At 55.3% G+C, this 23,124-nt stretch carries 21 protein-coding genes; 7 read left to right on the top strand and 14 right to left on the bottom strand.

Annotated features, from left to right (window positions below; genetic code table 11):
* Positions 1-48: 48 nt before the first annotated feature.
* The gene (locus JFC11_RS02390) at positions 49-993 is read right to left on the bottom strand and encodes a helix-turn-helix domain-containing protein (RefSeq protein WP_193085630.1); all 945 of its coding nucleotides are present in this window, start codon (positions 991-993) and stop codon (positions 49-51) included.
* A gap of 269 nt (positions 994-1,262) precedes the next feature.
* On the opposite strand from JFC11_RS02390, the gene JFC11_RS02385 reads away from it, so the two are divergent.
* From JFC11_RS02385 to JFC11_RS02365, 5 genes are all read left to right on the top strand, one after another.
* Positions 1,263-2,678 (top strand): ethanolamine ammonia-lyase subunit EutB, encoded by a 1,416-nt coding sequence (locus JFC11_RS02385; RefSeq protein WP_038481347.1) that lies wholly within the window; start codon positions 1,263-1,265, stop codon positions 2,676-2,678.
* Positions 2,671-3,513, top strand: coding sequence for an ethanolamine ammonia-lyase subunit EutC (eutC, locus tag JFC11_RS02380; protein ID WP_120385771.1), 843 nt, complete (start codon positions 2,671-2,673; stop codon positions 3,511-3,513). Before JFC11_RS02385 ends, eutC begins: the two co-directional genes overlap by 8 nt.
* A 214-nt stretch (positions 3,514-3,727) precedes the next feature.
* Positions 3,728-5,161 carry an ethanolamine permease gene (eat, locus tag JFC11_RS02375; protein WP_038481353.1) on the top strand — a complete coding sequence of 478 codons (1,434 nt, stop codon included), beginning with the start codon at positions 3,728-3,730 and terminating at the stop codon, positions 5,159-5,161.
* 186 nt (positions 5,162-5,347) lie between these two features.
* On the top strand, positions 5,348-7,114 hold the full coding sequence (gene aceK / locus JFC11_RS02370) for a bifunctional isocitrate dehydrogenase kinase/phosphatase (RefSeq protein ID WP_038481356.1): 1,767 nt from the start codon (positions 5,348-5,350) through the stop codon (positions 7,112-7,114).
* 33 nt (positions 7,115-7,147) lie between these two features.
* Positions 7,148-7,861, top strand: coding sequence for an SIR2 family NAD-dependent protein deacylase (locus tag JFC11_RS02365; protein ID WP_038481359.1), 714 nt, complete (start codon positions 7,148-7,150; stop codon positions 7,859-7,861).
* Positions 7,862-7,866: 5 nt separating this feature from the next.
* On the opposite strand, the gene bioA is transcribed toward JFC11_RS02365, so the two are convergent.
* Genes bioA through bioB form a run of 6 tightly spaced genes read right to left on the bottom strand, consistent with a single transcriptional unit; the run spans position 7,867 to position 13,563 of the window.
* On the bottom strand, positions 7,867-9,138 hold the full coding sequence (gene bioA / locus JFC11_RS02360) for an adenosylmethionine--8-amino-7-oxononanoate transaminase (RefSeq protein ID WP_198348638.1): 1,272 nt from the start codon (positions 9,136-9,138) through the stop codon (positions 7,867-7,869).
* Positions 9,135-9,860, bottom strand: a complete 726-nt coding sequence (gene bioD, locus JFC11_RS02355) for a dethiobiotin synthase (RefSeq protein ID WP_198348637.1) — start codon at positions 9,858-9,860, stop codon at positions 9,135-9,137. The genes bioA and bioD overlap by 4 nt, the downstream gene beginning before the upstream one ends.
* The gene (gene bioC, locus JFC11_RS02350; RefSeq protein WP_198348636.1) at positions 9,857-10,630 is read right to left on the bottom strand and encodes a malonyl-ACP O-methyltransferase BioC; all 774 of its coding nucleotides are present in this window, start codon (positions 10,628-10,630) and stop codon (positions 9,857-9,859) included. Before bioC ends, bioD begins: the two co-directional genes overlap by 4 nt.
* Complete coding sequence (locus tag JFC11_RS02345; RefSeq protein WP_198348635.1) at positions 10,621-11,358, bottom strand: alpha/beta fold hydrolase; 738 nt, start codon at positions 11,356-11,358, stop codon at positions 10,621-10,623. The genes bioC and JFC11_RS02345 overlap by 10 nt, the downstream gene beginning before the upstream one ends.
* Positions 11,346-12,500 carry an 8-amino-7-oxononanoate synthase gene (bioF, locus tag JFC11_RS02340; RefSeq protein ID WP_198348634.1) on the bottom strand — a complete coding sequence of 385 codons (1,155 nt, stop codon included), beginning with the start codon at positions 12,498-12,500 and terminating at the stop codon, positions 11,346-11,348. The genes JFC11_RS02345 and bioF overlap by 13 nt, the downstream gene beginning before the upstream one ends.
* A complete protein-coding gene (gene bioB / locus JFC11_RS02335) occupies positions 12,487-13,563 on the bottom strand; it encodes a biotin synthase BioB (protein WP_038481378.1) in 1,077 nt (358 codons plus the stop codon). The genes bioF and bioB overlap by 14 nt, the downstream gene beginning before the upstream one ends.
* A gap of 210 nt (positions 13,564-13,773) precedes the next feature.
* Between bioB and JFC11_RS02330 the strand changes: the two genes are divergently transcribed.
* A complete protein-coding gene (locus tag JFC11_RS02330; protein ID WP_198348633.1) occupies positions 13,774-14,547 on the top strand; it encodes a tRNA-uridine aminocarboxypropyltransferase in 774 nt (257 codons plus the stop codon).
* On the opposite strand, the gene JFC11_RS02325 is transcribed toward JFC11_RS02330, so the two are convergent.
* The 7 genes from JFC11_RS02325 to def form a co-directional block, all read right to left on the bottom strand.
* Positions 14,548-15,801: a TraB/GumN family protein gene (locus JFC11_RS02325; RefSeq protein WP_038481384.1), complete on the bottom strand. Its 1,254-nt coding sequence runs from the start codon at positions 15,799-15,801 to the stop codon at positions 14,548-14,550.
* Positions 15,802-15,840: 39 nt separating this feature from the next.
* Positions 15,841-17,289, bottom strand: coding sequence for a TrkH family potassium uptake protein (locus JFC11_RS02320; RefSeq protein WP_038481387.1), 1,449 nt, complete (start codon positions 17,287-17,289; stop codon positions 15,841-15,843).
* A 63-nt stretch (positions 17,290-17,352) separates the two neighbouring features.
* Entirely contained in the window at positions 17,353-18,726 is a 1,374-nt protein-coding gene (gene trkA, locus JFC11_RS02315; RefSeq protein ID WP_038481390.1) for a Trk system potassium transporter TrkA, read from the bottom strand.
* Between the two features lie 113 nt (positions 18,727-18,839).
* A complete protein-coding gene (locus tag JFC11_RS02310) occupies positions 18,840-19,046 on the bottom strand; it encodes a dodecin (RefSeq protein ID WP_038481393.1) in 207 nt (68 codons plus the stop codon).
* 49 nt (positions 19,047-19,095) lie between these two features.
* On the bottom strand, positions 19,096-20,430 hold the full coding sequence (gene rsmB, locus JFC11_RS02305) for a 16S rRNA (cytosine(967)-C(5))-methyltransferase RsmB (RefSeq protein WP_038481396.1): 1,335 nt from the start codon (positions 20,428-20,430) through the stop codon (positions 19,096-19,098).
* The gene (fmt, locus tag JFC11_RS02300) at positions 20,427-21,413 is read right to left on the bottom strand and encodes a methionyl-tRNA formyltransferase (protein WP_038481399.1); all 987 of its coding nucleotides are present in this window, start codon (positions 21,411-21,413) and stop codon (positions 20,427-20,429) included. Before fmt ends, rsmB begins: the two co-directional genes overlap by 4 nt.
* Before the next feature lie 154 nt (positions 21,414-21,567).
* A complete protein-coding gene (gene def, locus JFC11_RS02295; protein ID WP_038481402.1) occupies positions 21,568-22,080 on the bottom strand; it encodes a peptide deformylase in 513 nt (170 codons plus the stop codon).
* A 177-nt stretch (positions 22,081-22,257) separates the two neighbouring features.
* On the opposite strand from def, the gene JFC11_RS02290 reads away from it, so the two are divergent.
* Positions 22,258-23,121, top strand: coding sequence for a peptidoglycan-binding protein (locus JFC11_RS02290; protein ID WP_198348632.1), 864 nt, complete (start codon positions 22,258-22,260; stop codon positions 23,119-23,121).
* Positions 23,122-23,124 lie beyond the last annotated feature (3 nt).

The raw sequence follows: 23,124 nt of genomic DNA, 5'->3' as shown, positions 1-23,124 counted from the left end.
CGTTGCCTCGACATAAGATCTTTACCTCGAAAGGGATGCCGCGCACGCTCAGTGAATCGCGTTTAACGTCTGCGAAGGGCTTTCGCCAAACTGTTGCTTATAGTCATGAGCAAATTGCCCCAAATGCCAAAAGCCCCAGTAGGTGGCAATTTCAGTCACTGTTTGGTGGGGCTCTGCGCTGCGCAGAGCACGACGCACTCTATTCAGCCGCGTTAAACGTAAAAATTGCAGCGGACTAATACCAAGGATAGACGTAAAACTGTATTGCAGCGTACGCCTACTGACATGAGTTAGCTCGCATAACGTTTCCATGGTGACTGGACCTTCCAGGTGCTCATCAACATAGCGCTTCACCCGGTCAACCACTGCTTTTCGATGAGGATAGCTGGGAGGCAATTCATGGCTTGTTTGGTTGGCTTTTAATACTTCCATTAGGCCTGTTAGCAAAATATCTTGATGAACGTTTTCAGCGATGGGGCCTTGTTGATTTGAGAGTAAGCGTTCAAGTAAAAAAGACACCGCATGCAGAGTTTCAGGCGCTACCCGGCGGCGGGGTGAATCTTGCCACTCATGATCAAGTATCACCCCCTGTCGCTGGGCGGCAGCCTGTAATAACGGCATACGTATCACTAGTCCATAGATATCAAACGCCTCGGGGGTTACCAGCTCAAAATCACGACCGCCGGGGTGACACATCACCTCATGTTCTTCCAGCGCCTGCCCATTAATTCGTGACCCTGGTGCCTGAGTGGGGATGCCCAGCCAGAGAGAGTCAGCCCACACTCGGCAGTCTTGTCGCAGCGCTTGCCCGGTATGTTCTTTAAACACCTGCATGGCGGGTAACTCAATTTCATCTAGTCGCCCATAAAAGCGGCCAGGACTTAGTTGGTCGTATTGCTGCTGCCAGCGGGTCAGATTTTGGGCATGTTCGTCGGCATCAAACGCCTCTTGAATGCATTTTTTTGGTGCAATGTCTTGGCTTGTCAGCGTCATGAAAAACTCCTGTGAACGTGATTAAAGCGCCATCACGTTGCATGCTTGCCTCTAATTTATTGTATTTAATAATGTTTTTATAAGTATGACAGGTTTGCCAAAACTCGATACTCCCCATTAAGTGATAGCGCTATTGTGGAAACAAGTAAATTCTGTTCCTCAACGCGCATTCGGCGCCATTGTTTTAGAAACCGTAGTTTTAGAAACCTTAGTTATAGAAACCTTAGCTATAGAAATCGTCGCTTTTAAATATAAAAAAGGAAGGTCCCATGGCGCAGACCTATCACACAACTGTTGGAAGCCGCCGCTATCGCTTTAATGGCTTGGCGGAATTAATGGCCAAGGCCACGCCGCCACGCTCTGGCGACCGCTTGGCAGGTGTCATTGCAGAATCAGCAGAAGAGCGGGTAGTGGCGCAAATGGTGCTGGCAGAGCTCCCGCTTACCACGTTTTTGAATGATGTGCTGGTCCCCTATGAGCAAGACGAAATTACTCGTTTAATCATCGATGAGCACGATGCTGCTGCGTTTGCGTCGCTGAAGCATTTAACCGTGGGTGACTTTCGTAACTGGCTACTATCCGACTATGCCACCAGCGATGTATTAGCCGCGGCTCGCCCTGGCATTACTCCTGAAATGGCCGCCGCTGTTAGCAAGTTGATGCGCAACCAAGATTTGATGCTAGTCGCCAAGAAGTGCCATGTGACGACCGCATTTCGCAATACTATTGGTTTGCCGGGGCGGTTATCTACGCGTTTGCAGCCCAACCATCCTACCGATGACGTGACCGGGATTGCCGCCAGTATTCTGGATGGCTTGCTGTATGGCAGTGGCGACGCGGTCATTGGAATCAATCCTGCTACTGATAATGTCGCCCAAAGCATCAAGCTAATGCGCCTGATGGACGATGTCATTCAGAAATACGAAATACCCACCCAATCCTGCGTGCTCACTCATGTGACCAACACGCTCGAAGCGATCGAGCAGGGCGCGCCTGTAGATCTGGTTTTTCAATCCATTGGCGGTACCGAAGCCACCAACCGCAGCTTTGGCTTTGATTTAAGTACGTTGGCAGAGGCTGAGGCGGCTGCTCAAACGCTGAATCGCGGTACGGTTGGGCGCAACGTGATGTATTTCGAAACTGGGCAAGGCAGCTCGCTTTCCGCTGATGCTCATCATGGTTTGGACCAGCAAACCTGTGAAGCCCGCGCCTATGCGGTGGCGCGCAAGTTTAATCCGCTGCTGGTGAATACGGTGGTGGGATTTATCGGCCCTGAGTATTTGTACGATGGCAAAGAGATCACCCGAGCGGGGCTGGAAGACCACTTTTGCGGCAAGTTGCTAGGCGTGCCCATGGGCTGTGATGTTTGCTACACCAATCACGCTGAAGCCGATCAAAATGATATGGACAACCTGCTGACGCTATTAGGCGTGGCGGGCTGTAGCTTTGTGATGGGCATCCCAGGCTCTGACGACATCATGCTCAACTATCAAACCACGTCCTTTCACGATGCCCTTTACGCACGGCGCGTACTTGGGTTGAAGGCCGCCCCGGAGTTCGAGCAGTGGCTGGCGAAGATGCAAATCTTCCAAGATGTTTCCTCCTATCGGTTAAATGATCAACTACCTGCCGCTTTCGCTAATAGCCTGCGCCACCTGCCAACGGAGGCTGCTCGCGATGTCTGATAATGAATCGAAAAAAGCCCCACCGATTGTGATCGCTAACCCATGGGAGCGGCTGAGGGCATTTACCGATGCTCGCATTGGGCTGGGACGAGCGGGCATTAGTCTGCCCACGCATCAGCTATTGGCGTTTCAACTGGCTCATGCCCAAGCCCAGGATGCCGTTCACTGCCCTCTTGAGTGTCACGCGCTGGCCGATGAGTTAACGACAGCGCTGAGCTTGCACCAGACACCTATTCATGTGCATAGCCACGCAGTAGACCGCGCCATGTACCTGCAGCGTCCGGATTATGGCCGTCGTCTTGACGACGCTTCGCGAGAGCAACTGCAACAAGCGGCGCAAAGTGGCCAGCGCTTCGATTTAGCGGTGGTGATTGTCGATGGGCTTTCCGCACTGGCAGTACAGCAGAACAGTGCGCCGTTTCTTACTGCGCTGTATCGCGCCTTAGAGAGTGATCAGCGGGAGTGGCAGCTCGCGCCATTAACCATCGTAGAGCAGGGCCGCGTGGCGATTGGTGATGAGGTTGGCGCGCTGCTTAATGCCGATGCCGTGCTGGTGATGATTGGTGAGCGCCCAGGCTTAAGCTCTCCAGATAGCCTCGGGCTGTATATGACCTGGGAACCAGAAGTAGGTCTAAAGGATGACCGCCGCAACTGCATTTCAAACGTGCGCCCAGCAGGGCTCAAACCGGAAGAGGCCGCACGGCGGTTGTTGTTGCTATTAACCGAAGCCCGTCAGCGGAAACTGTCTGGCGTGCAACTGAAAGATCGTAGCGAGGACAGCGTATTAGACGGTGCAACAGGGGGGACAACTCAAAACTTCCTGGTGGCCGATTAATAAGCGGCACAGGAAGCGAAGCGTTATGTATAAGCAGCGCCATATAGATAACAGAGTAATTAAAATAGTAATTAAAAAGAGTAATAACAATACATAAATAACAAACACTTATAGAAACGCTCCTAACAACACTCCTAACAACAATATGGAACCAACACCCCGACTCAGCACGCCGCTGACAACGATTGCGTTCCACACTGAAAAGGGCATGACAATGACACAACCTTCTGTCGATCAAGCGTATTTGGCCAAGCGCCAGCTGCGCAAAGGTACCGCGGGCTGGCTATTACTAGCAGGGCTTGGGGTTTCTTATGTTATTTCCGGTGATTTTGCCGGCTGGAACTTCGGTATTGCTGAAGCGGGTTGGGGTGGTTTTGCCATTGCCGCCTGCTTAATGGCGATGATGTACCTGGCACTCGTATTAGCATTGGCGGAAATGTCCGCAGCGATTCCAGCCGCGGGGGGAGGCTATAGCTTTGCCCGCCAAGCGATGGGGCCAGCCGGTGGCTATTTAACCGGGCTTGCGGTGTTGATTGAGTACGCGCTTGCGCCTGCTGCGATCGTGATTTTCATTGGCTCGGCAGTCGAATCGCTGCTGGGCATTAATGGGCCGTTGGTTTACCTGCTGTTTTACGCAGTGTTTATCGGCATTCACTTAGCCGGCGTAGGTGAAGCGCTAAAAGTGATGATGGTGATTAGCGGCCTAGCGGTGTTTGCGATTTTGGCAACGGCAGTGGCGCTGATTGGCAATTTCGATTCAGCGAATCTGTTTGATATTGCGCCCACCGATGCAGCCGGTGCGAGCACCTTTATGCCCTATGGTTGGTACGGTATTTGGGCAGCGCTGCCGTTTGGGATGTGGCTGTTTTTGGCGGTTGAAGGCGTGCCGCTAGCGGCAGAGGAAGCCAAAGATCCCGCGCGGGATATGCCTAAAGGGATTATTGCTGCGATGCTGTTCCTGCTATTTACCGCCTTATTAGTCGTGGTGTTACTGGCAGGCGCAGCGGGTGCTGAAATGATTGGTCAAAGTGGTGTGCCGCTGGTCGATGCGCTTAACGTTGCGGGCAACCCAACGCTTGCCACGCTGGTTAATGTGTTGGGCCTTGCGGGGTTGGTGGCGTCATTTTTCTCGATTATCTATGGCTACAGCCGTTTGGTGTTTGCGCTTTCTCGTGCGGGCTACTTACCAAAACCGCTGTCACTGACCAGCGAGCGTAAAGTGCCTTATCTGGCGCTGATTGTGCCTGGTGTATTTGGCTTTTTGGTCTCGCTTAGCGGCGAGGGTGATCTGATTCTAGGGATGGCCGTTGTCGGCGCGACGCTCTCTTATGCATTGATGGCGCTCAGCCACATTCTATTACGAGTGAAACAGCCTGACTTGCCGCGCCCTTATAAAACACCCGGTGGTGTGGTGACCTCTGGCGTTGCGTTAGTTTTGTCCCTCGTCGCGCTTACCGGTGTCTATGCTTTTGACCCCCGCGCGTTTAATTACACCATTGTTCTATTCATTGCTGGTGCGGCGTACTACTTCCTTTACAGCAAGAATAAGCTGGTGGCGAAAACCGCTGAAGAGGAGTTTGCGCTAGTGACTGCTGCCCCAGAAGAGCTAGACATTGACGAGCCGGTGCCAGCCGCTGCCAAGCTGTAATGTTTGATCCCAATCGCCTAACCTGATTAGGCAGTTTAAGCCTCTGTGCCCAACGGCCCAGAGGCTTTTTATGATGAGTGCTAAAATAGACAGCTGCGTTCTTAAACATGCGAATTACCCACCAAGGTCTTCTCGCATGTAGTGCTCCGTTACGCGAAGCTGGGGGAAATAGTCAGGAGCACCGCCATGAAGCACTCTCCCGCGTATCGTTTAGCGGCCACTATTCTGCATGGATTTGATGGCTACCGAGCACGCTTCAAGCAGATTACCTTTGACGCCAGTCGGCGTTTTCGTGATGCGGCGTGGCGTGATGCCCAGCAAGCCTCAGCGGCGCGGATTAACCTTTATGAAGAGAGAGTGGGCGATACGCTGACACGTTTGCAGCGTACCTTTGATCATGAGGCGCTTACGTACTGTGAGACCTGGCGGGAGGCGCGTGAGCACTATGCGCAGCTGATTAGCCAGCGGTTGGATTACGAGTTGGCCGAGACGTTTTTTAACTCACTATTCTGCTCGATTTTCCACCACCGCCATATTCGCAATGACTGGATGTTTGTGTACAGCTCCCGAGAAGATGCTGCGCACCATTCTGGAATTGAGCTTTGTCGACAGTATTCCGTCAATGGTGATTGGTCTCAAGCGCTTGCCTGGGCGCTTGAAGAGGCACCGTTTGATAACGCCTTTGCTGATCTGGAGCGCGATATTGAACTAGCTGCAGGCCTATTAGAAACCCTGCTTCCCGCCGCTATTTTGCAGTCAGAAGACGCGCAATTAGAGCTGTTGAAAAGTGTCTTTTACCGTAATAAAGGGGCCTACTTAGTCGGCCGCATTTTGGGTGGCGGTGAGCAGGTGCCACTAGTGTTACCTATTCTACATGGTGAAGGGTTTGGCGAGCAGCAGGGCGGCGACCCCTGCCTGCACTTGGATACCGTGCTAACCGAGACCGATGAAGTCTCGATTATTTTCTCGTTTACCCGTGCCTACTTCCAAGTCGATGTGCCGGTGCCTGGGGAGTTTGTCCACTACTTAAAACAGCTCATGCCCCATAAGCCTGAAGGCGAACTGTATGCCGCGATTGGCTTTTTTAAGCATGGCAAAACCGAATTTTTCCGTGCCCTAAACCTGCAAGTGGCCAAGCGTGAGGATCAGTTTGTCATTGCACCTGGTGTGCGCGGCATGGTGATGGCGGTGTTCGTGCTGCCTAGTTTTCGCACCGTGTTTAAGATCATTAAAGATAAATTCGACCCGGCAAAAGAGGTCACCCACGCAATAGTGCGCGAGAAATACCGCCTGGTGAAACGCCATGACCGTGTTGGGCGTATGGCTGATACCCAGGAGTTCTCGAATTTTATCGTGCGTCAGGATCACTTTGCGCCAGAGTGTCTAGAGCACTTGCTAGAAGTAGCACCGTCTACTGTGTCATTGAAAGATGACAAGGTAATAATCAAGCACTGCTATACCGAGCGAATGATGACACCGCTGAATATCTATCTGGAGCAGTGCAGTGCGGACGAGCGCGTAATGGTGCTCAAAGACTATGGTAACGCCATTAAACAGATGGCAGCGGCGAACATCTTCCCGGGCGATATGCTGTTAAAAAACTTTGGTGTTACCCGCCATGGCCGAGTGATTTTTTACGATTATGACGAGGTATGTTATCTCACGGAGTGTCGCTTTCGGCACATGCCTAAATCGTATGGCAATGACTTTCAAGGAGGTGGTGGGGAGAGTTTTTACGTTGGCCCCAATGATATCTTCCCCGAGGAGTTCGGCCCCTTTATGTTTGCCAACCCGGAGCTGCGCGCGATTTTTATGCAACAGCATCCGGAGTTATTTGATCCCGATTACTGGTTGGAGCTACAGCAGGCCATTGTCGATGGTCGGGTGATTGATGTTTACCCATATCGTAATAAGCAGCGCTTCGCGGGGACCATAGGGCAGCTGGTATATTAGGAAACAGTAAGCAGTTATTTAGTCGAGGAAAACATGACAGCACCACCGCACTTAGTGGTTTTTACCGGTTCAGGGATTAGCGCCGAAAGCGGTATTAAAACGTTCCGTGCCAGTGATGGTCTCTGGGAAGACCACCCAGTCGAGGAGGTGGCCACGCCCGCGGGCTGGCGCCGAGACCCACAGCGCGTACTGGAGTTTTATAACCTGCGCCGAGAGCAAATTCGTAAGGCCAAGCCCAATGCTGCCCATAAAGCCCTGGCGGCGCTTGAAAAAGATGGCTTTCGAGTCAGTGTTGTCACGCAAAATATTGATGATTTGCATGAGCGTGCAGGGTCGCGAGATGTGCTGCATCTTCATGGCGAGATTTTGAAGGCGCGCTCTACAGTGGATGTGCGGCTGCGCTATCCGCTGCCGAAAGGTGGCATTGCGCTGGGCGATATTTGTGACAAAGGCAGCCAGCTGCGCCCGGACGTGGTGTGGTTCGGTGAGTCGGTGCCGCTATTTGAAGACGCCTGTGAACTTGTTAGCCAGGCGGATTTCTTGCTGGTGGTAGGCACGTCCCTAGCGGTAATGCCCGCGGCGTCGCTGCTGTCGTATATTGACTTGGATACCCCGTGTGCGCTGGTCGACCCCGACGCGGATGCCTTAACACCGCCTGGCGTTCTAGCGATTAATACCACCGCAGGAGAGGGCGTTCCAGCGTTGGTAAACCAGTGGCGCAAACAGGGCAATTTGATGCTGCCTTGAACTGTCTATCGCTTCAAAAACCATGCTTTCATTACGTCGGTAATCTGAGTGATGTCGGCGTCGGTAGCGATATAAGCGGGCATGGTGTAAAGCCAGCGGCCGATTGGGCGCAGCCACACACCTCGCTCGCGGGCGAACTGCCCGACACCTTTCAGCGTCTCGGCGGAGTGCGCTTCAATCACTGCGGTGGCACCCAGCACTCGCACATCGGCCACGTCTGGGTGGGCGTTCAGCGCGGAGTCGTCAATTAACGCTCGGCTAAGCTGTTGGCTGAGTGCCGCAATCTTGTCCAGGTAGTGCTCCTCTTCAAACACGCGCAGGCTTTCCAGCGCGACACGGCAGGCCAGCGGGTTGCCCATAAATGTCGGGCCGTGCATAAAGGCATGGTGGGCGCTGTCGCCAACAAACGCATCGTGAACACGGTCGCTGGCCAGGGTCGCTGCATGGCCTAGATAGCCGCCGGTTAATCCTTTTGAGAGCACCATAATATCCGGTGTTACGTCAGCGTGATTGGCGGCAAACAGCTTGCCAGTGCGGCCAAAGCCGGTGGCTACTTCATCAAAAATTAGCAGCACGCCAAACTCATCGCATAGCGCCCGTGCGCCGCGCAGGTAGTCAGGCGAGGTCATATTCAGCCCGCCTGCTGCCTGTAACAACGGCTCCATCAGCAGGGCAGCAATCTCATGGTGATGGCTCGCCAATACGTCGCGCAGCGCCGCTAAATCGTCGGCTACCTGCTCCGGTGTGGCGTTAAACGGTGCGGTGGGCGCGGGGGCGAAGTGGTGTTGGGGCAGCAGGCTGGCGAACAGGCTATGCATGCCCTCTTCAGGGTCGCATACCGCCATACAGCCGGTGGTGTCGCCATGGTAGGCCTTCATTAACGAAAGCATCTTGCACTTTTCGGGGTGGCCGATGAGCACCTGGTACTGCAGGGCCATTTTCATCGCCACTTCCATCCCGACTGAACCGCTGTCGGAGTAAAACACGTGATTAAGGCCGTCAGGGGTGATGCGCACGAGCTCCCGAGCAAGCTGGTCGGCGGGATCATGGGTGAGGCCACCTAGCATTACATGGCATAGCTCGCCTGCCTGTTCACGAATGGCCGCGACTAAACGTGGATGGCCATAGCCATGAATCATGCACCACCAGGAGCAGGTCGCGTCGAGCAGTTGCTCGCCGCTTTCCAGGGTGAAATGGCTACCGCTGCCGCCGACCACTTTAGGGGCGGGTGCTTGTGTTTTGAGGTGGGCGTAAGGGTGCCAAACGGGAGAACTCATAAAGCGGCTTCCTGATTCAAAACTGAAGTGTTGAGCAGTGCAGATAGTGAAAGCGCGTGGCGCGCATGGGTGGCATCGGCGGTGGCTAAATGAGGAATAATGCCTAGACATGGCACGTTAAGGGCGTTTTTAAGAAGCGCGATATTGGACTCAAAGCGCGCTGTATCAGCGGCGAACTCAGGGTCCACCACACTGCCGACCCAACCCGCAAGGGTTAGGCCATCGGCAGCGATGACCTCCGCGGTAAGCCGCGCATGATTAAGACAGCCAAGCTTTAGTCCCACGACCAGAATAACGGGCAGCTGCATCATCCGCGGTATATCGGAAAAGTCGTTGTGCTCATTGAGTGGCACACGCCAGCCGCCAGCGCCTTCGATGAGCGTTAAATCGCGCGGCATGTCGTTTAGGGTGGCGGTAAGCGAGGCCACTACACTATTGACGTTAAGAGCGCACCCCGCCTCGCTGGCGGCCAGGTGCGGCGCAATAGCGGGCGCAAACGCCCACGGGTTAACGGTGGTGTAATCGACGGGGGGAGCGCTCTGTTGTTGTAGCGCCAAGGCGTCGCTATTGCGCAGCCCATCCGCCGTGATGTGGCTGCCAGAGGCAATCGGCTTAAGCCCCAGCGTGCTGAGCTGCTGCTGTTTGGCAGCGCATAGCAGTGCGCTGGTGGCCAGGGTCTTACCTGCATCGGTATCGGTGCCGGTCACGAAATAGACGGTCATGGTGATTTTTCCAGGTGCAGGGTGATGCAGTGGTAGCTAACGGGGAGCCCTTGGGGTTCACGTAGCGTTTCAAAACGCTGGCGGGCGGCGACCAGGTCTCGGCGAGTAAGACGTGCCTTGGGCCGCGCCACCTGGGCGCCTACTCCCTTAATTGAGTCCATGACGGCAGTGAGATCGGGGTAGTAAAACCGCCGCCACTCGGTAATGCGATCAACCAGCGTTAAGCCGCTTAAGGCAACGGCGCGTTCAAGCGCTTGGGCATTCGGCGTTTGCAGTAATGCCTCCGGGCGCTGCCAAGCAGAGGCGACTTCTGCCAACGTGCCGGGTAAGAGTGTCGTGAGATGCACTTGGCCGCCAGGGGACAGCACTCGTTGAAGCTCGCGCATAACCGCATCGATATCGCGGCACCACTGGATGGCAAGGTTGGAAAATATCAGATCAAAAGTTCCGCGCTCAAAAGGCAGTGCAGCGGCATCGCCTTGCTGCCAACGAATATGATGGCCATAGCGCGCCTGGGCATGGGCGAGCATGCCTGGGGCAATATCCAGCCCAGTGACGTTGGCATGGGGAAATTGAGTGGCTAGTCGCTGTGTCCAGACGCCGGTACCACAGCCAAGGTCGAGTATGTTGTCGGCACTAGGCGGAAGCGATGACCAGAGCGTTTCCCCTATCTGTCGCTGAGCGCTGGCCAGCGCATCGTAGCGGGGTGCCGCGCGAGAAAAAGCGTGGGCGACTTTTGCCTGCCAGTTTGGCGTTGCCGTTAGGTACATACGTGCTCCTTGGCGACCAGTGCGGCCTGGGAAGCGATGGTCGCGACTAGTTGAGCAGGTTGGGAAAGCATTGGACAGTGCCCCGCGTGGGCAAGGTTGATTGCCTGAGCGCGGGTGCTGGAAGCTACTAACGGATCGTGCTCGCCAACGAGTTGAATGACCGGACAGGGCGCCTCTTGCAAACGCTGGGTGTTATCCAGAGTGGCAAGCCAGTGGAGCCCTTGGGACAGCGTGCTTGCCGTGGCGCTGGGGGTGTCACCCAACATGGCACGTAGCTGCTGGTGGGCGTGGCGAGCGTTAGGTTCGCCTTGGGTTTGCCAGCGTAAGAAATGCCGCCAGGTGGCGTCGGGGTCGCGGCTAAAGGCGCGCTGAAAGCTGGCAAGCTCGGCTTTGCTCACGCCGTCATCGCTACAAAATTGCCCGCCTGTGCCAATCAGTACCATGCCGCGTGGCGCAGGCAGCTTATCGAGCAGTGCGCTGGCTAACAGCCCGCCCAGTGACCAGCCAACCCACACAGCGTTACTGGGGAGTTTGTCGGCCATGGCGCTGGCAAGGGTATCAAGGGTGGCCGGTTCAGCCAGGGCAGGGGTATCGCCATAGCCCGGCCAGTCCACCGTGTGTACCTCAGTATGGGCAGGCCAGTAGGTGTCCAGCGGCTGCCAGATGCGCTGATCGATCCCCCAGCCCGACAGCAGCACCAGACGTTGAGGGGCGTCTAGGCGGGACATGCTGCTTCCTCTCGCTGACAGGCACTCAGCCCTTCAATAAGCCGATCAATATCCTCTGGTTTGTGGCGGGCACTCAGCGTAATGCGCAGTCGTGCAGCACCATTGGGTACCGTGGGTGGACGAATCGCCCCGACGTGAATGCCCCGTTGGGCGAGCTTAGCCGCCCAAGCCATGGTGCGTGGCTCGTTGCCGAGTAGCAGCGGTTGAATAGGCGTATGAGAGTCGGCAAGGGGCAGCCCTAGCGCCTGGGCCTGCTGGCGGAAGTAGCTGATATGGCGCTGGAGCCGCTGGCGATGTTCGGGTTCGCGCTGCACGATAGCCAGCGCTTCCAGGGTCGCTGCGGCAATGCTGGGGGGCTGGGCCGTGGTATAGATATAGCTGCGAGCAAACTGGATGAGGTGCTCAATCAGCGCCGCGTCACCGGCCACAAACGCGCCAGCGGTGCCCAGTGCTTTGCCCAGTGTACCCACCAAAATAGGCACCGCTTGGCTATCGAAACCTTCCACACAGCCGCTGCCGTTAGCGCCTAACACGCCCAGACCGTGAGCATCATCGATCATTAGCCAGGCGTTGTGTTGCTGGCTGACGTGGGCAAGGGTGGCAATATCGGCAACGTCGCCATCCATGCTGAACACGCCGTCGCTGACCACCAGCTTATGGGGGGCGGAACTGCGCGCCAACAGACGTTCAAGATCAGCGCTATCGCGGTGATGAAAGCGTCGCGAGCGAGCGCCGCTTAACACTGCGCCATCTAACAGCGAGGCATGATTTAAACGGTCTTGAAAAATAGCGGTATTTGAGTCGGCGAGCGCCTGCAACACGCCAAGGTTAGCCATATAGCCGGTGGAAAACAGCAGTGCACGCTGCCGTCCGGTCCACTCGGCCAGGGCGTCTTCCAGTGCGTCGTGGACTTCCAAGTGGCCGCTGACCAAGTGCGACGCGCCCGCGCCTGCGCCAAAGCGGCGCGCACCCTCTGCCTGGGCAGCTTGTACACGTGGATTATGAGCCAACCCGAGATAGTCATTGCCGGCAAAGTCCAGCGTGCCAAGGGTATTCACCTGGCGGTGTCGCCAGCGCTGGTGATCGACACGCTGCTGACGGGCACTGGCTAGGCGCTGCAGCCACGCTTCAGACACTGGCATCTACCGCCAGTGCTGCTGCCCGCTCTGCCTGGGCGCGCTGCTGAGCTTGTTGGGTGAGTCGCTCGGTGTGAGTGGCTTCATCTTCGCAGGTATTACGGCGTTCAGGGTGCAGGCCTAATTTTGCAAATAGCGCGCGGTCGCGGTCTGCCTGAGGATTGCCGGTGGTGAGCAGTTTGTCGCCGTAGAAGATCGAGTTGGCCCCCGCCAGAAATGCCAGTGCTTGAGTCGACTCACTCATCTGCTCGCGGCCAGCGGAAAGCCGCACATGGCTTTGCGGCATCATAATCCGCGCCACCGCTACGGCGCGGATAAACTCAAGTGGGTCCAAGTCTTCGACGTTCTCCAGCGGAGTGCCCGGTACCTTAACCAGCATATTGATAGGCACGGATTCTGGGTGCGGTGACAGCTTCGCCAACTGCTGTAACAGCGCGCTGCGGTCTTGCGCGCCTTCGCCCATGCCTAAAATGCCGCCGGAGCATACTTTCATGCCCGCTTCACGCACGGTGGCCAGGGTGTCTAGGCGGTCGCTGAAGGTACGGGTAGTGATGATTTCAGCGTAAAAGTCGGGGGAGGTATCCAGGTTATGGTTGTAGTAATCCAACCCCGCAGCTGCCAAGCGGTTGGCTTGATCACCGTCGACCATACCTAGCGTCATGCAGGTTTCCAGTCCCAGCGCTTTTACTTGGCGAACCATCTCTTCGACCAGCAGTAAATCTTTGTCCCGCGGGCTGCGCCATGCCGCGCCCATACAGAAACGGCTAGCGCCGGCCTCCTTGGCGGCCTTGGCCTGGGCAACGACTTTTTCGATTTCCAGCAGCTTCTCTTTTTCGAGCTGGGTATTGTAGTGACCAGACTGCGGGCAATATTTGCAGTCTTCTGGGCAAGCCCCCGTTTTAATCGACAGCAGGGTAGAAACCTGCACCGCGTTAGCATCAAAGTGGGCGCGATGCACTTGCTGAGCTTTAAATAACAGGTCGTTGAAGGGCAGCGCGAACAGCGCATTAATTTCGTCCAGCGTCCAGTCGTGGCGCGGGGCGGCGGCATTGAAAGCGGTGGCGGTCACGGGTAAACCTTTTTTCTTTTGAAAGTTGACGAGACTCTAGCGGCGTTACGCTTTTGGTGTCAACTGTTCAGAGTGTTCTGGTTTACTACGAGCGGTTTTAGAGAGCAGGGGTTCGTCATGGTGGCCGGGCTGCTTTATACTCGGCGCCCTTTGTTAACCGTCTTTTGTTAATCGCCCTTTATTAATCGCCCTTTATAAATTGGAGCGCGGATGTCTGACGCTACGTCACAGCCCCCTGAGTCTTCTTCATTGACTGACTTCGACCCTGCTACGGGGCATCCGCGCCCACCTCGGCGTGAATTTAAAGCACGGGGCAGTTTTGTCACTCGCTGCGAAGGGTGCAATCTTCCTGAGCTCAACTGTCTGTGCCCTTATCAGGTGAAAGCAGATAGCACCGCCCAGGTATGGCTGTTGACCCACTCTATAGAACACTACAAGCCGACCAATACCGGGCGGTTAATTGGTGATGTGCTGACGCAAACCAAAGTGTTTACCTGGTATCGCACCGCGCCGGACGAAGAGTTAGCCGCGCTGCTTGAAGATCCGCGCTACGCGCCTTTTGTGATCTTCCCAGATGACCAGCCCGACTACGCAGACCGTGTGGTGGATATTAATGCCGTGCACGCTGTGAAGCAGCAGGCGCGTATTCCGGTATTTGTGATTTTAGATGGCACTTGGCGCCAAGCGCGACGAATGTTCCGCAAGAGCCCTTATCTGGATACGCTGCCGGTACTGCCGCTGCGCACTGAGCGGGAAACACGCTACCGGCTACGCAAACCCGCCTCAAAAGCGCACCTGTGTACGGCAGAGGTTGCCATTGAACTGCTGCGCCAAAGTGGTGATGAAAATGCCGCTGATGTGCTAGACGATTACTTTGATGTATTTAACGATAGCTATGCCGAGAGCCGTTACTATCGCAAAATTGCTGAACCAACCGCTGCCATGCAGCGGCTGTTAGATCGACAAACTGAGGCAAATGCTTAACTAACTAGTGCCACTACCAAACAGTGCACCGGCAATTCTAAAGCCTGCTACCCAGGTACCCACCGCAGACCCTAATGTTGCCAAAATAAACACCAGCAACGTACGGGAGACACGGTTTTTCCACCAACCTTTGAGCTCGGTGACATCATGGCGCAGTGTCGAAAAGTCGCGCACCTTCGGTTTGCGCATATAGAGTTCGACCCCCGCGGCGACAAAGCCTGCACCAATGGTGGGGTTAAGCGAGGTCAGTGGGGCGGCAAAGAAAGTGGCAATCACCGTCACTGGGTGTGCAAGGGCCGCTATTGTCGCGCCGCCGGATAAAATTCCATTGATTAAAAACCACTCAATGACCAACTGCCAGCCAAGCTCAGTATTGCGCGAAAAGCCGATCACAAAACCGGTGATAACCAGCGCGGTAATCAGCCAAGGGGCAGCTTTCCAGAGTTTAGACGGTGGCGGCGTTGCCTCCAGCGATTCACGCTCAGTGGTAGGGTTTTCAGGAAGCGCTGCTTCCAGGTGTTCTCCGGTGCCTTTTAAATGCCCGGCACCCAGCACCACTAACACGTTTTGGTAGCGCCCAGGTGGTGCTTCTTCAGCTAAGCGCAGTGCCATATAGCGGTCGCGTTCGCGAATAAGCGGGGTATAGAGTGCTTCTGATTCGGCAGCAAATTCGCTGAAAGTGGCTTCCAGCATATCGCCTTCTTTGAGCTTTTCGATATCCTCTTTGGAAACATCTTGGCGCGACATGACACTGCCAATTAGCCCCGAAAATAGCGAGAAGCGTTGCCACCAAGGGACATTGCGGTAAATGCGTTTTAATGTAATGCCAACGTCACGATCGACCAACATTAAAGGCAGCTTGTGGGTACGGCACTCTTCTACTGCTGCACGCATTTCAGCGCCAGGCTGAATACCTGACTGCTCAGCAATCCGTTGCTGAAACGCACCAAGCGCCAGACTTGCCGCTACCATGCCCGCTTTGCCCTGTTTAAATACCTGAAAAAGATCCTGTTCCCCCATGGCATCGGGGTTGTCCATGCTGTGATGACGTGCGTCGCATAGCTCAATGGCAACGGCATCGAAAGTGCCACTGTTGATTAATTGGCGAACGTCATCGGCACTTTCGGCAGAGACGTGAGCGGTGCCGAGCAGGGTGTAACGGGTGCCGCCAACGGTGACGGTTTTTAACGGGCCGCTGGTCTTAGGCTGCGCGTTGGGTTCTTGCGCCAGCGGTGTTGCATCGTCATGGATCATTAATGTGTCTCAATTTGAATAGAAAGCATTGATACGTGTTTAACGACGCCAGAAGGCGGGTGTAAATAGCACGAGTACCGTGAAAATTTCCAAGCGGCCCAGCAGCATCGCTAGCACCAAAATCCACTTGGCTAGGCTGGGCAAGTCGCCGTAATGGCTGCTAGCTTCGCCCAATGCTGGGCCTAAATTGTTCAGTGCAGAACCAACCGTGGACCAAGCGGTAACTTGGTCAACACCTGTTGCCATAACGCCTACTAGCATCAAGAAAAATAGCATGACGTAGGCTGAGAAAAAGCCCCATACCGCCTGGGCGATGCTGTCGGGAACACTAACTTTGCCCACTTTAACGGCAATGACTGCGTTGGGGTGAATAAGGCGCATGACTTCACGCATGCCCTGCTTCAAGATCAGAATGATGCGGATTACTTTCATGCCGCCCGCCGTCGATCCGGAACAACCGCCTACAAACGCGGCGACAAATAACAGAAATGGTAACGCACCCGGCCAGCCTGAAAAGTCGGCAACTGCAAAGCCCGCAGTGGTGGCGACAGAGACGACTTCAAACAGCGCGTGTCTCAGACCTTCAAAATCGTCGTAGGTGTCCGTGAGCCACAAAGTAATCACGGTGATCGTGGTTAACCCAGCAAGAAATATCATTAAAAAGCGCGCTTCGGGGTCCTGAAAGTAGTGCAGCAAGCGCTTTTCACGCCAAGCAATAAAATGCAGGCTAAAGCTGAATGCTGAGATCAGCATAAAGCCAACGCAAATCAGCTCAATGGCGGCACTGTCAAAGTAGCCGATGCTGGCGTCATAGGTCGAAAATCCGCCAATCGCGACGGTCGAAAAGCTGTGTCCCAAGGCATCGAACCAGCTCATCCCCGCCAACATGTAAGCGACCATACAGGCCAGCGTTAGCGTTGCGTAGATGTACCAAAGCGCTTTGGCGGTTTCGGTAATTCGCGGTGTTAGCTTTGAATCCTTGAGTGGGCCAGGAATTTCTGTGCGGTACAGGGCCATTCCCCCAACACCCAAGGTGGGCAAAATGGCCACCGCTAACACTACAATCCCCATGCCGCCTAACCACTGCAACTGCTGGCGATAGTAAAGGATGGATTCTGGCAGAAAATCGATGCCAGTAATGACGGTTGCACCGGTCGTGGTTAGCCCGGAAAACGATTCAAATACCGCATCGGTGATACCGAGCGAGCCTTCACCAAACAGCATCAGTGGTAGCGAGCCGAAGAGTGCCAGTACGGTCCAAAACATCGCCGCAATAATGAAGCCGTCGCGAATTCGTAGCTCTTTGTGGGCGCGGCGATTGGGTAGGAAAAGCAGTAAGCCAGTTATCACTGAAATGGCGATGCCGCTCATGAAAGCATGCCAAACACCGTCGCGAAACCAAAGTGATATCAGCATGGGTGGCAACATGGTGAGGCTAAATAGCATCAACAGTAGCCCTAAAATGCGTAGTATGACCCGCAAACTCATAGCAGTGGTTGCCTCATAGCGGTGGCCTGTTTTCTTGAAGAGCGTTGCCTAGAAGGCCATTGCCTAGAAGAACGTTAATCCCACTTGGAATAGCCGCTCCACGTCACGAATGCGTCGCTTATCAATCACGAATAGAATGACGTGGTCGCCGCTCTCTACCATTACATCCCCATGGCCAATGATGACCTCTTTGCCTCGCACAATGGCACCAATGGTGGTGCCTTCAGGCAGATTGATCTCAGCTATGGTCCGGCCCACCACTTTGGACGACTGCTTGTCACCGTGGGCGATCGCCTCGATGGCTTCCGCAGCGCCACGGCGCAGTGAGTGCACGTTGACAATATCGCCGCGGCGGACGTGGGTGAGCAGGCTGCCGATGGTCGCTTGCTGGGGGGAAATGGCGATATCGATTTCGCCCCCCTGAACCAAGTCCACGTAGGCAGCGTTGTTAATCAGCGTCAGTACCTTCTTGGCGCCCAAGCGTTTGGCCAGCAGCGACGACATAATATTGACCTCGTCGTCGTTGGTCAGGGCACAAAAGATATCGCAGTCTTCGATGTTCTCTTCTTCCAACAGCCGTTTGCTGGTGGCGCTGCCGTGGAGCACCACCGTTCGGTCAAGCCGCTCGGAAAGCGCAGTACAGCGCTCTAAACTGTGCTCGATAATCTTAACTTGGTGGCTGTGCTCCAGGTGTTCGGCTAAGCGTTCACCTATATTGCCCCCACCGGCAATCACCACCCGCCGGAAATCCCGTTCAACGCGGCGTAGTTCGCTCATTACCGCGCGAATATCACGCCGTGCAGCCAGGAAAAACACTTCGTCGTCGGCTTCAATCACCGTATCACCACGGGGAATAATCGGCCGATTGCGGCGGTAAATGGCCGCCACGCGTGTTTCCACATTGGGCATGTGCTTGGCTAAAAAGGCTAAATCCTGTCCCACCAACGGGCCACCGTAGAACGCCTTGACCGCCACCAGCTGCACTAAACCACCGGCAAACTCCAACACCTGCAACGCACCGGGATGCTCAATCAGGCGGCGAACATGATCCGTGACCACTTGTTCAGGGCTGATCAGTACATCAATAGGAATCGCTTCGTGGGCGAACAACCCCTTACGGGTGAGGTAGGCGGTTGAGCGTACGCGGGCAATTTTGGTAGGCGTGCGAAACAGCGTATGGGCGACTTGGCAGGCGATCATGTTGATTTCATCGGTGTTGGTCACCGCAATCAACATATCGGCGTCTTCACAGCCCGCCTGACGCAGCACAATAGGATACGAAGCCGCGCCCGTCACGGTGCGAATATCCAGTTTGGTGTGCAGTTCGCGCAGTTTCGCGGCGTCGGTATCGACGACGGTAATATCGTTTTCTTCGCGGGCAAGGTGCTCCGCTAGGGTGCCGCCGACCTGGCCGGCGCCGAGAATGATGATTTTCATTGCTAAGCATCGGTTCCGTTGTAAGCGCCAGCGCGTTCTCGGCAAGAGATATGTGCGCTGCAATAAAGACGGCGGCCAGTGTAAACCAGCCGCCGTCGAAAAGCAGGTCGGGATTACTCGAGTGTGAAGCCAACTTTTATCGTGACCTGCCAGTGAGCGACACGGCCGTCCTCGATATGGCCACGAGTGTCGGTGACTTCGAACCAGCGCAAGTTATGAATGGTTTCTGATGCTTTGGCGAGGGCACTTTGCACAGCTTCTTCAATTCCCTTTTCAGAAGAACCGGTTAGCTCGATATGCTTATAAGTGTGGGTACTCATAGTGTCTCCATCCTTGTCATCGGTTTACCGCCCCGGTAGGGGCGGTATGTTAAGCAGTACGCTTCTCTAGTCTGGCATAAAAAAAGCCATCATGACTGCTTTGCGCGGGAAACAGTTGGCGTCCTTGGCCACTCGGTTCGCCCCAGGCTACGTCATTTGGCGTGGTGACTTCTGCATCGGGCGTGCGGTCAAGAAATGCCTTGATTTGCTCAGCGTTTTCCTCGGGCAGCACTGAACAGGTGGCGTATAGCAAGGTGCCGCCTGGGCGGAGTAGTGGCCAAAGGTTATCCAGCAGTTGGCGCTGTAGCTTAGCGAGCTGGCGAATATCCTCTTTACGGCGCAGTTTTTTAATGTCGGGGTGACGACGAATAACGCCCGTGCCAGAACAGGGCGCATCAAGCAAAATCGCGTCGAAAGGCGCGCCGTCCCACCAGTCTTGCTGGGTAGCATCAGCGTGCTGCAGTTCTGCCGTTAAGCCTAGGCGGTTCAGTGTATCGTCTACACGGCCTAGGCGCTGGTTGTCGCTATCAATGGCCGTCAGAGCAATATCAAACTGCTCTAATAGGTGGGCAGTTTTACCGCCAGGCGCACAGCAAGCATCGAGAACGTGGGCGCCTGGGCGGGGGGCTAATGCAGGCCCTAACAGCGCGGCAGAAAGCTGAGCCGCTTCGTCTTGGACGCTGACATGACCTTCTTCAAAGCCGGGAAGTATGGAGACATCACAGGGTGCATCCAAGGTAATGCCATCCGGCGCATGTAGGCATAGGTGCCCACTTAGTCCCTGCTCAGTCAGCTGTTGTAAATAGGCTTCACGGTCGTTGTGGTGTTGATTGACTCTCAGCGTCATGGGGCCTGGTTCATTGTTCGCTGCGGCAATGGCGCGCCACTGTTCAGGCCAAGCGCTGCGCAACGCATTAAGCAGCCAGGGCGGGTGCTCCAGGGCAACGCTCTCATCTAGGTCAACGGCGGCTTGAAGCGCTTCGGATTCACGCTGTAGGCGGCGCAGGCAGCCGTTAAGCACTCGGGTAGCCCACTCTTTGCCTAGCAGGCGAGCGGCGCCAGCGGTTTCGCCAACCGCTGCGTGTGCTGGAATACGCATATAAAGCAGCTGGTAGATTCCCACCAGTAACAAGGCGTGAACATCACTATCGCGCTTTTTAAAAGGCTGCTTGAGCAGTGCGCCAGCCAACGCTTCCAGGCGCGGCAAGCGTCGGCAAGTACCGTAACACAGCTCTTTTAACAGGCTGCGGTCGCGGGCAATCACACTGTGCTCATCTAGCCCGGCTAGTGAGCCTTGGTCAGTCAAAACAGGTACTAGCGCGCGGGCGGCCGCGGCGCGAACTTCCTGGCCGCTGCCGCCTTTGGGTGGGCGATTCTGGCTCATTCACTAACTCCTTGATGAGCGGCGGCGTGCCCAAGGCGTGCGCCGACGATAAGCGGGGTTTGTCGGGCGTTAAGCAGGTCGCGCACGGCCATCGCTTTCCCACCAGGTAACTGGGCATGGCTAATGCACAGTACTTCTTGGCCTTGCTCGCCACAGGCAATGCGTAGGTGATCCTCGCCATGTTCGAGTAGTGTGCCGGGCGTAGTGGAAGGCTGTTCACCTGGTTCAACACTGGCCATCAACAAACGTAAGCGATCATTGCCTAACGTGCACCAAGCCACTGGCCACGGGTTGAACGCACGTATTTTGCGCGCTAGCGGCTCGGCAGGTTGATGGAAGTCCAGCTCGGCTTCCGCTTTGCTGAGCTTGGCGGCGTAGGTGACGCCCTCGTCAGGCTGCGGTGTTGCTTTTAAATTGTTGCTGTCCAGCGCATCCAGCACGTTAATCAGTGCATTCGCCCCTTGAATGGCCAGCCGATCATGCAAGTCCCCGCCCGTGGTGCGCGAGGTGATCGGCGTACGCACTTCATACAGCATCTCACCGGTATCCAGACCCGCATCCATTTGCATAATGGTGACGCCTGATGCGCTATCACCGGCTTCAATAGCGCGTTGGATGGGGGCGGCACCTCGCCAGCGTGGTAGCAGCGATGCGTGCACGTTGATGCAGCCTAAGCGGGGAATATCGAGCACGGCCTGTGGCAGTAGTAGCCCATAAGCAACGACAACCATTACGTCGGCGTTCAATGCAGCCAGTTCCGCTTGGGCATCAGTGCTTTTTAAGCTGACGGGCTGGTAGACAGGTAGCCCATGCTCAACAGCAAGCTGCTTGACGGGGCTTGGGGTGAGCTTGCGCCCGCGGCCAGCTGGGCGGTCAGGTTGAGTATATACCGCTACCACCTGATGCTGACTTTCGAGCACGGCAGCAAGGCTTGAAGCGGCGAAATCCGGCGTGCCAGCAAAAACAACGCGCAACTGTGACATGGTGATGACTACCTAGCATTGAAGGGGGAAAGTAATCGTGTGCCGTGGGGGAAACAAATAAAGGCCGAGAAGCAACGCTACAACGCACCAGGAATAACATTCTGTGCGTTTGCAGCGTGTCAGCTCGGCCAGCAATAACACGGCGTAGGTCGGTTTATGCGTCGTGTAATAGCTTGTGGCGTTTCTGCATCTTTTTCATCACTCGGTCACGCTTTAGGGGTGATAAGTAGTCAACAAAAAGCACGCCTTCCAAATGGTCATACTCATGCTGAATGCAGTGGGCTAATAAGCCATCGGCTTCTAACTCGTAGGGCTCACCACTACGATCTAGCGCGTTCAGCTTTACTTTTAAATAGCGCGGGACTTCAGCGTAGTATTCCGGAATCGATAGACAGCCTTCAGAAAGCGGCTCTTTTTCGTCACCAATCGGCTCGTAGCGCGGATTAATAAGTACTAGCGGCTGCGAGTTATCGTCGCTGACATCCATTACTACGACACGTCGATGAACATCGATTTGTGTCGCTGCAAGGCCGATGCCGCGCGCGTCGTACATGGTCTCCAACATATCGTCGACGAGCTGGCGGACCTCATCGTCAACGGTTTCCACCGGTGCAGCCTTGGTGCGCAGGCGCTCGTCGGGGAATTCGAGAATAGGAAGTTTGGCCATGGCGTTACAATCACCGTTATGCTGAGTCTTTAATATGAGCAGGCCTTGCCACCTGTGTTGGCAGGCCTAAGTGCTTTACTATCGGCCACTATATCATGCTGTAAGCGTTCCTGGGCACGTACAACGCCATGCAGCTCCCCTCAACGGCTTCACCCATAACTGACAAGAGAGCACAGGATGGTGGTGAAAAGGGCAGTGGCGAAAAGGTTTCTTTATTATAGCGTGTCGTTGGCATGTTTGACGCTTATGACGACCGCCGCATTGGCGTGGGAATCTCCGCAGCGGGTGGTAAAGCTTTCTCCCCAGATGCGCGCCGCTCCTCAGCAACAGGCAATGGCGCCGCTTCCGATGGAAGCGATCCGGGCGTTTTTGCGAGAACATCGAGTCGCAGAGCCGGACACGCCTACCCGGGAACTGGCCTACGTTGTCGGCGGTGAGAATCAACGCTTGATGAGTGGCGCAGGCGATACGTTGTATGCGCGCGGCGTACTGCCGTCCAGAGTGCGTTTAGGTATTTATCGTCTGGGCGAGCGTTATGTTTCCGCTGAGGGTATCCCGTTAGGTACGGAGTTAATCAATATTGGCGAAGCGCGCCAGCTCAGCAGAGAGGGAGATATTGCCCGCTTAGAAGTCCTCAGTGCTTACCAGGAAGTGCGTAATAACGATATTTTGCTGCCGCTTGACGCCCCGTTGTTTGAATCTCAGTCGTCAGAAAATAGCTTTCAGCCTCGTTTACCGTTGAACGATGTCGCTGGCCAGATTATTGCGGTACCTGGCGGAGTGCGCTTTATTGGACGCTTACAAATAGTGGCACTGGATATTGGTACTCAGGATGGCTTGCAGCCCGGTCATGTATTACATGTTGGCCAGCAGGGCGAACTTGTTAATGACCCGCGTAGCCAGGAGCTTCTGCAACTACCCGCCACTGAGGCGGGAAGAGTCATGGTGGTAAAGCCGTATAGCCTGATGAGCTATGCGTTGGTGATGCAGGCATCGAACGTTTTAGCGGTTGGAGACCGGGTACACACGCCGATACGCTAAACA

It is taken from the genome of Vreelandella alkaliphila (assembly GCF_016107625.1).
Lineage (GTDB): Bacteria > Pseudomonadota > Gammaproteobacteria > Pseudomonadales > Halomonadaceae > Vreelandella > Vreelandella alkaliphila.
This window is presented reverse-complemented; position numbering and strand designations above follow the sequence as displayed.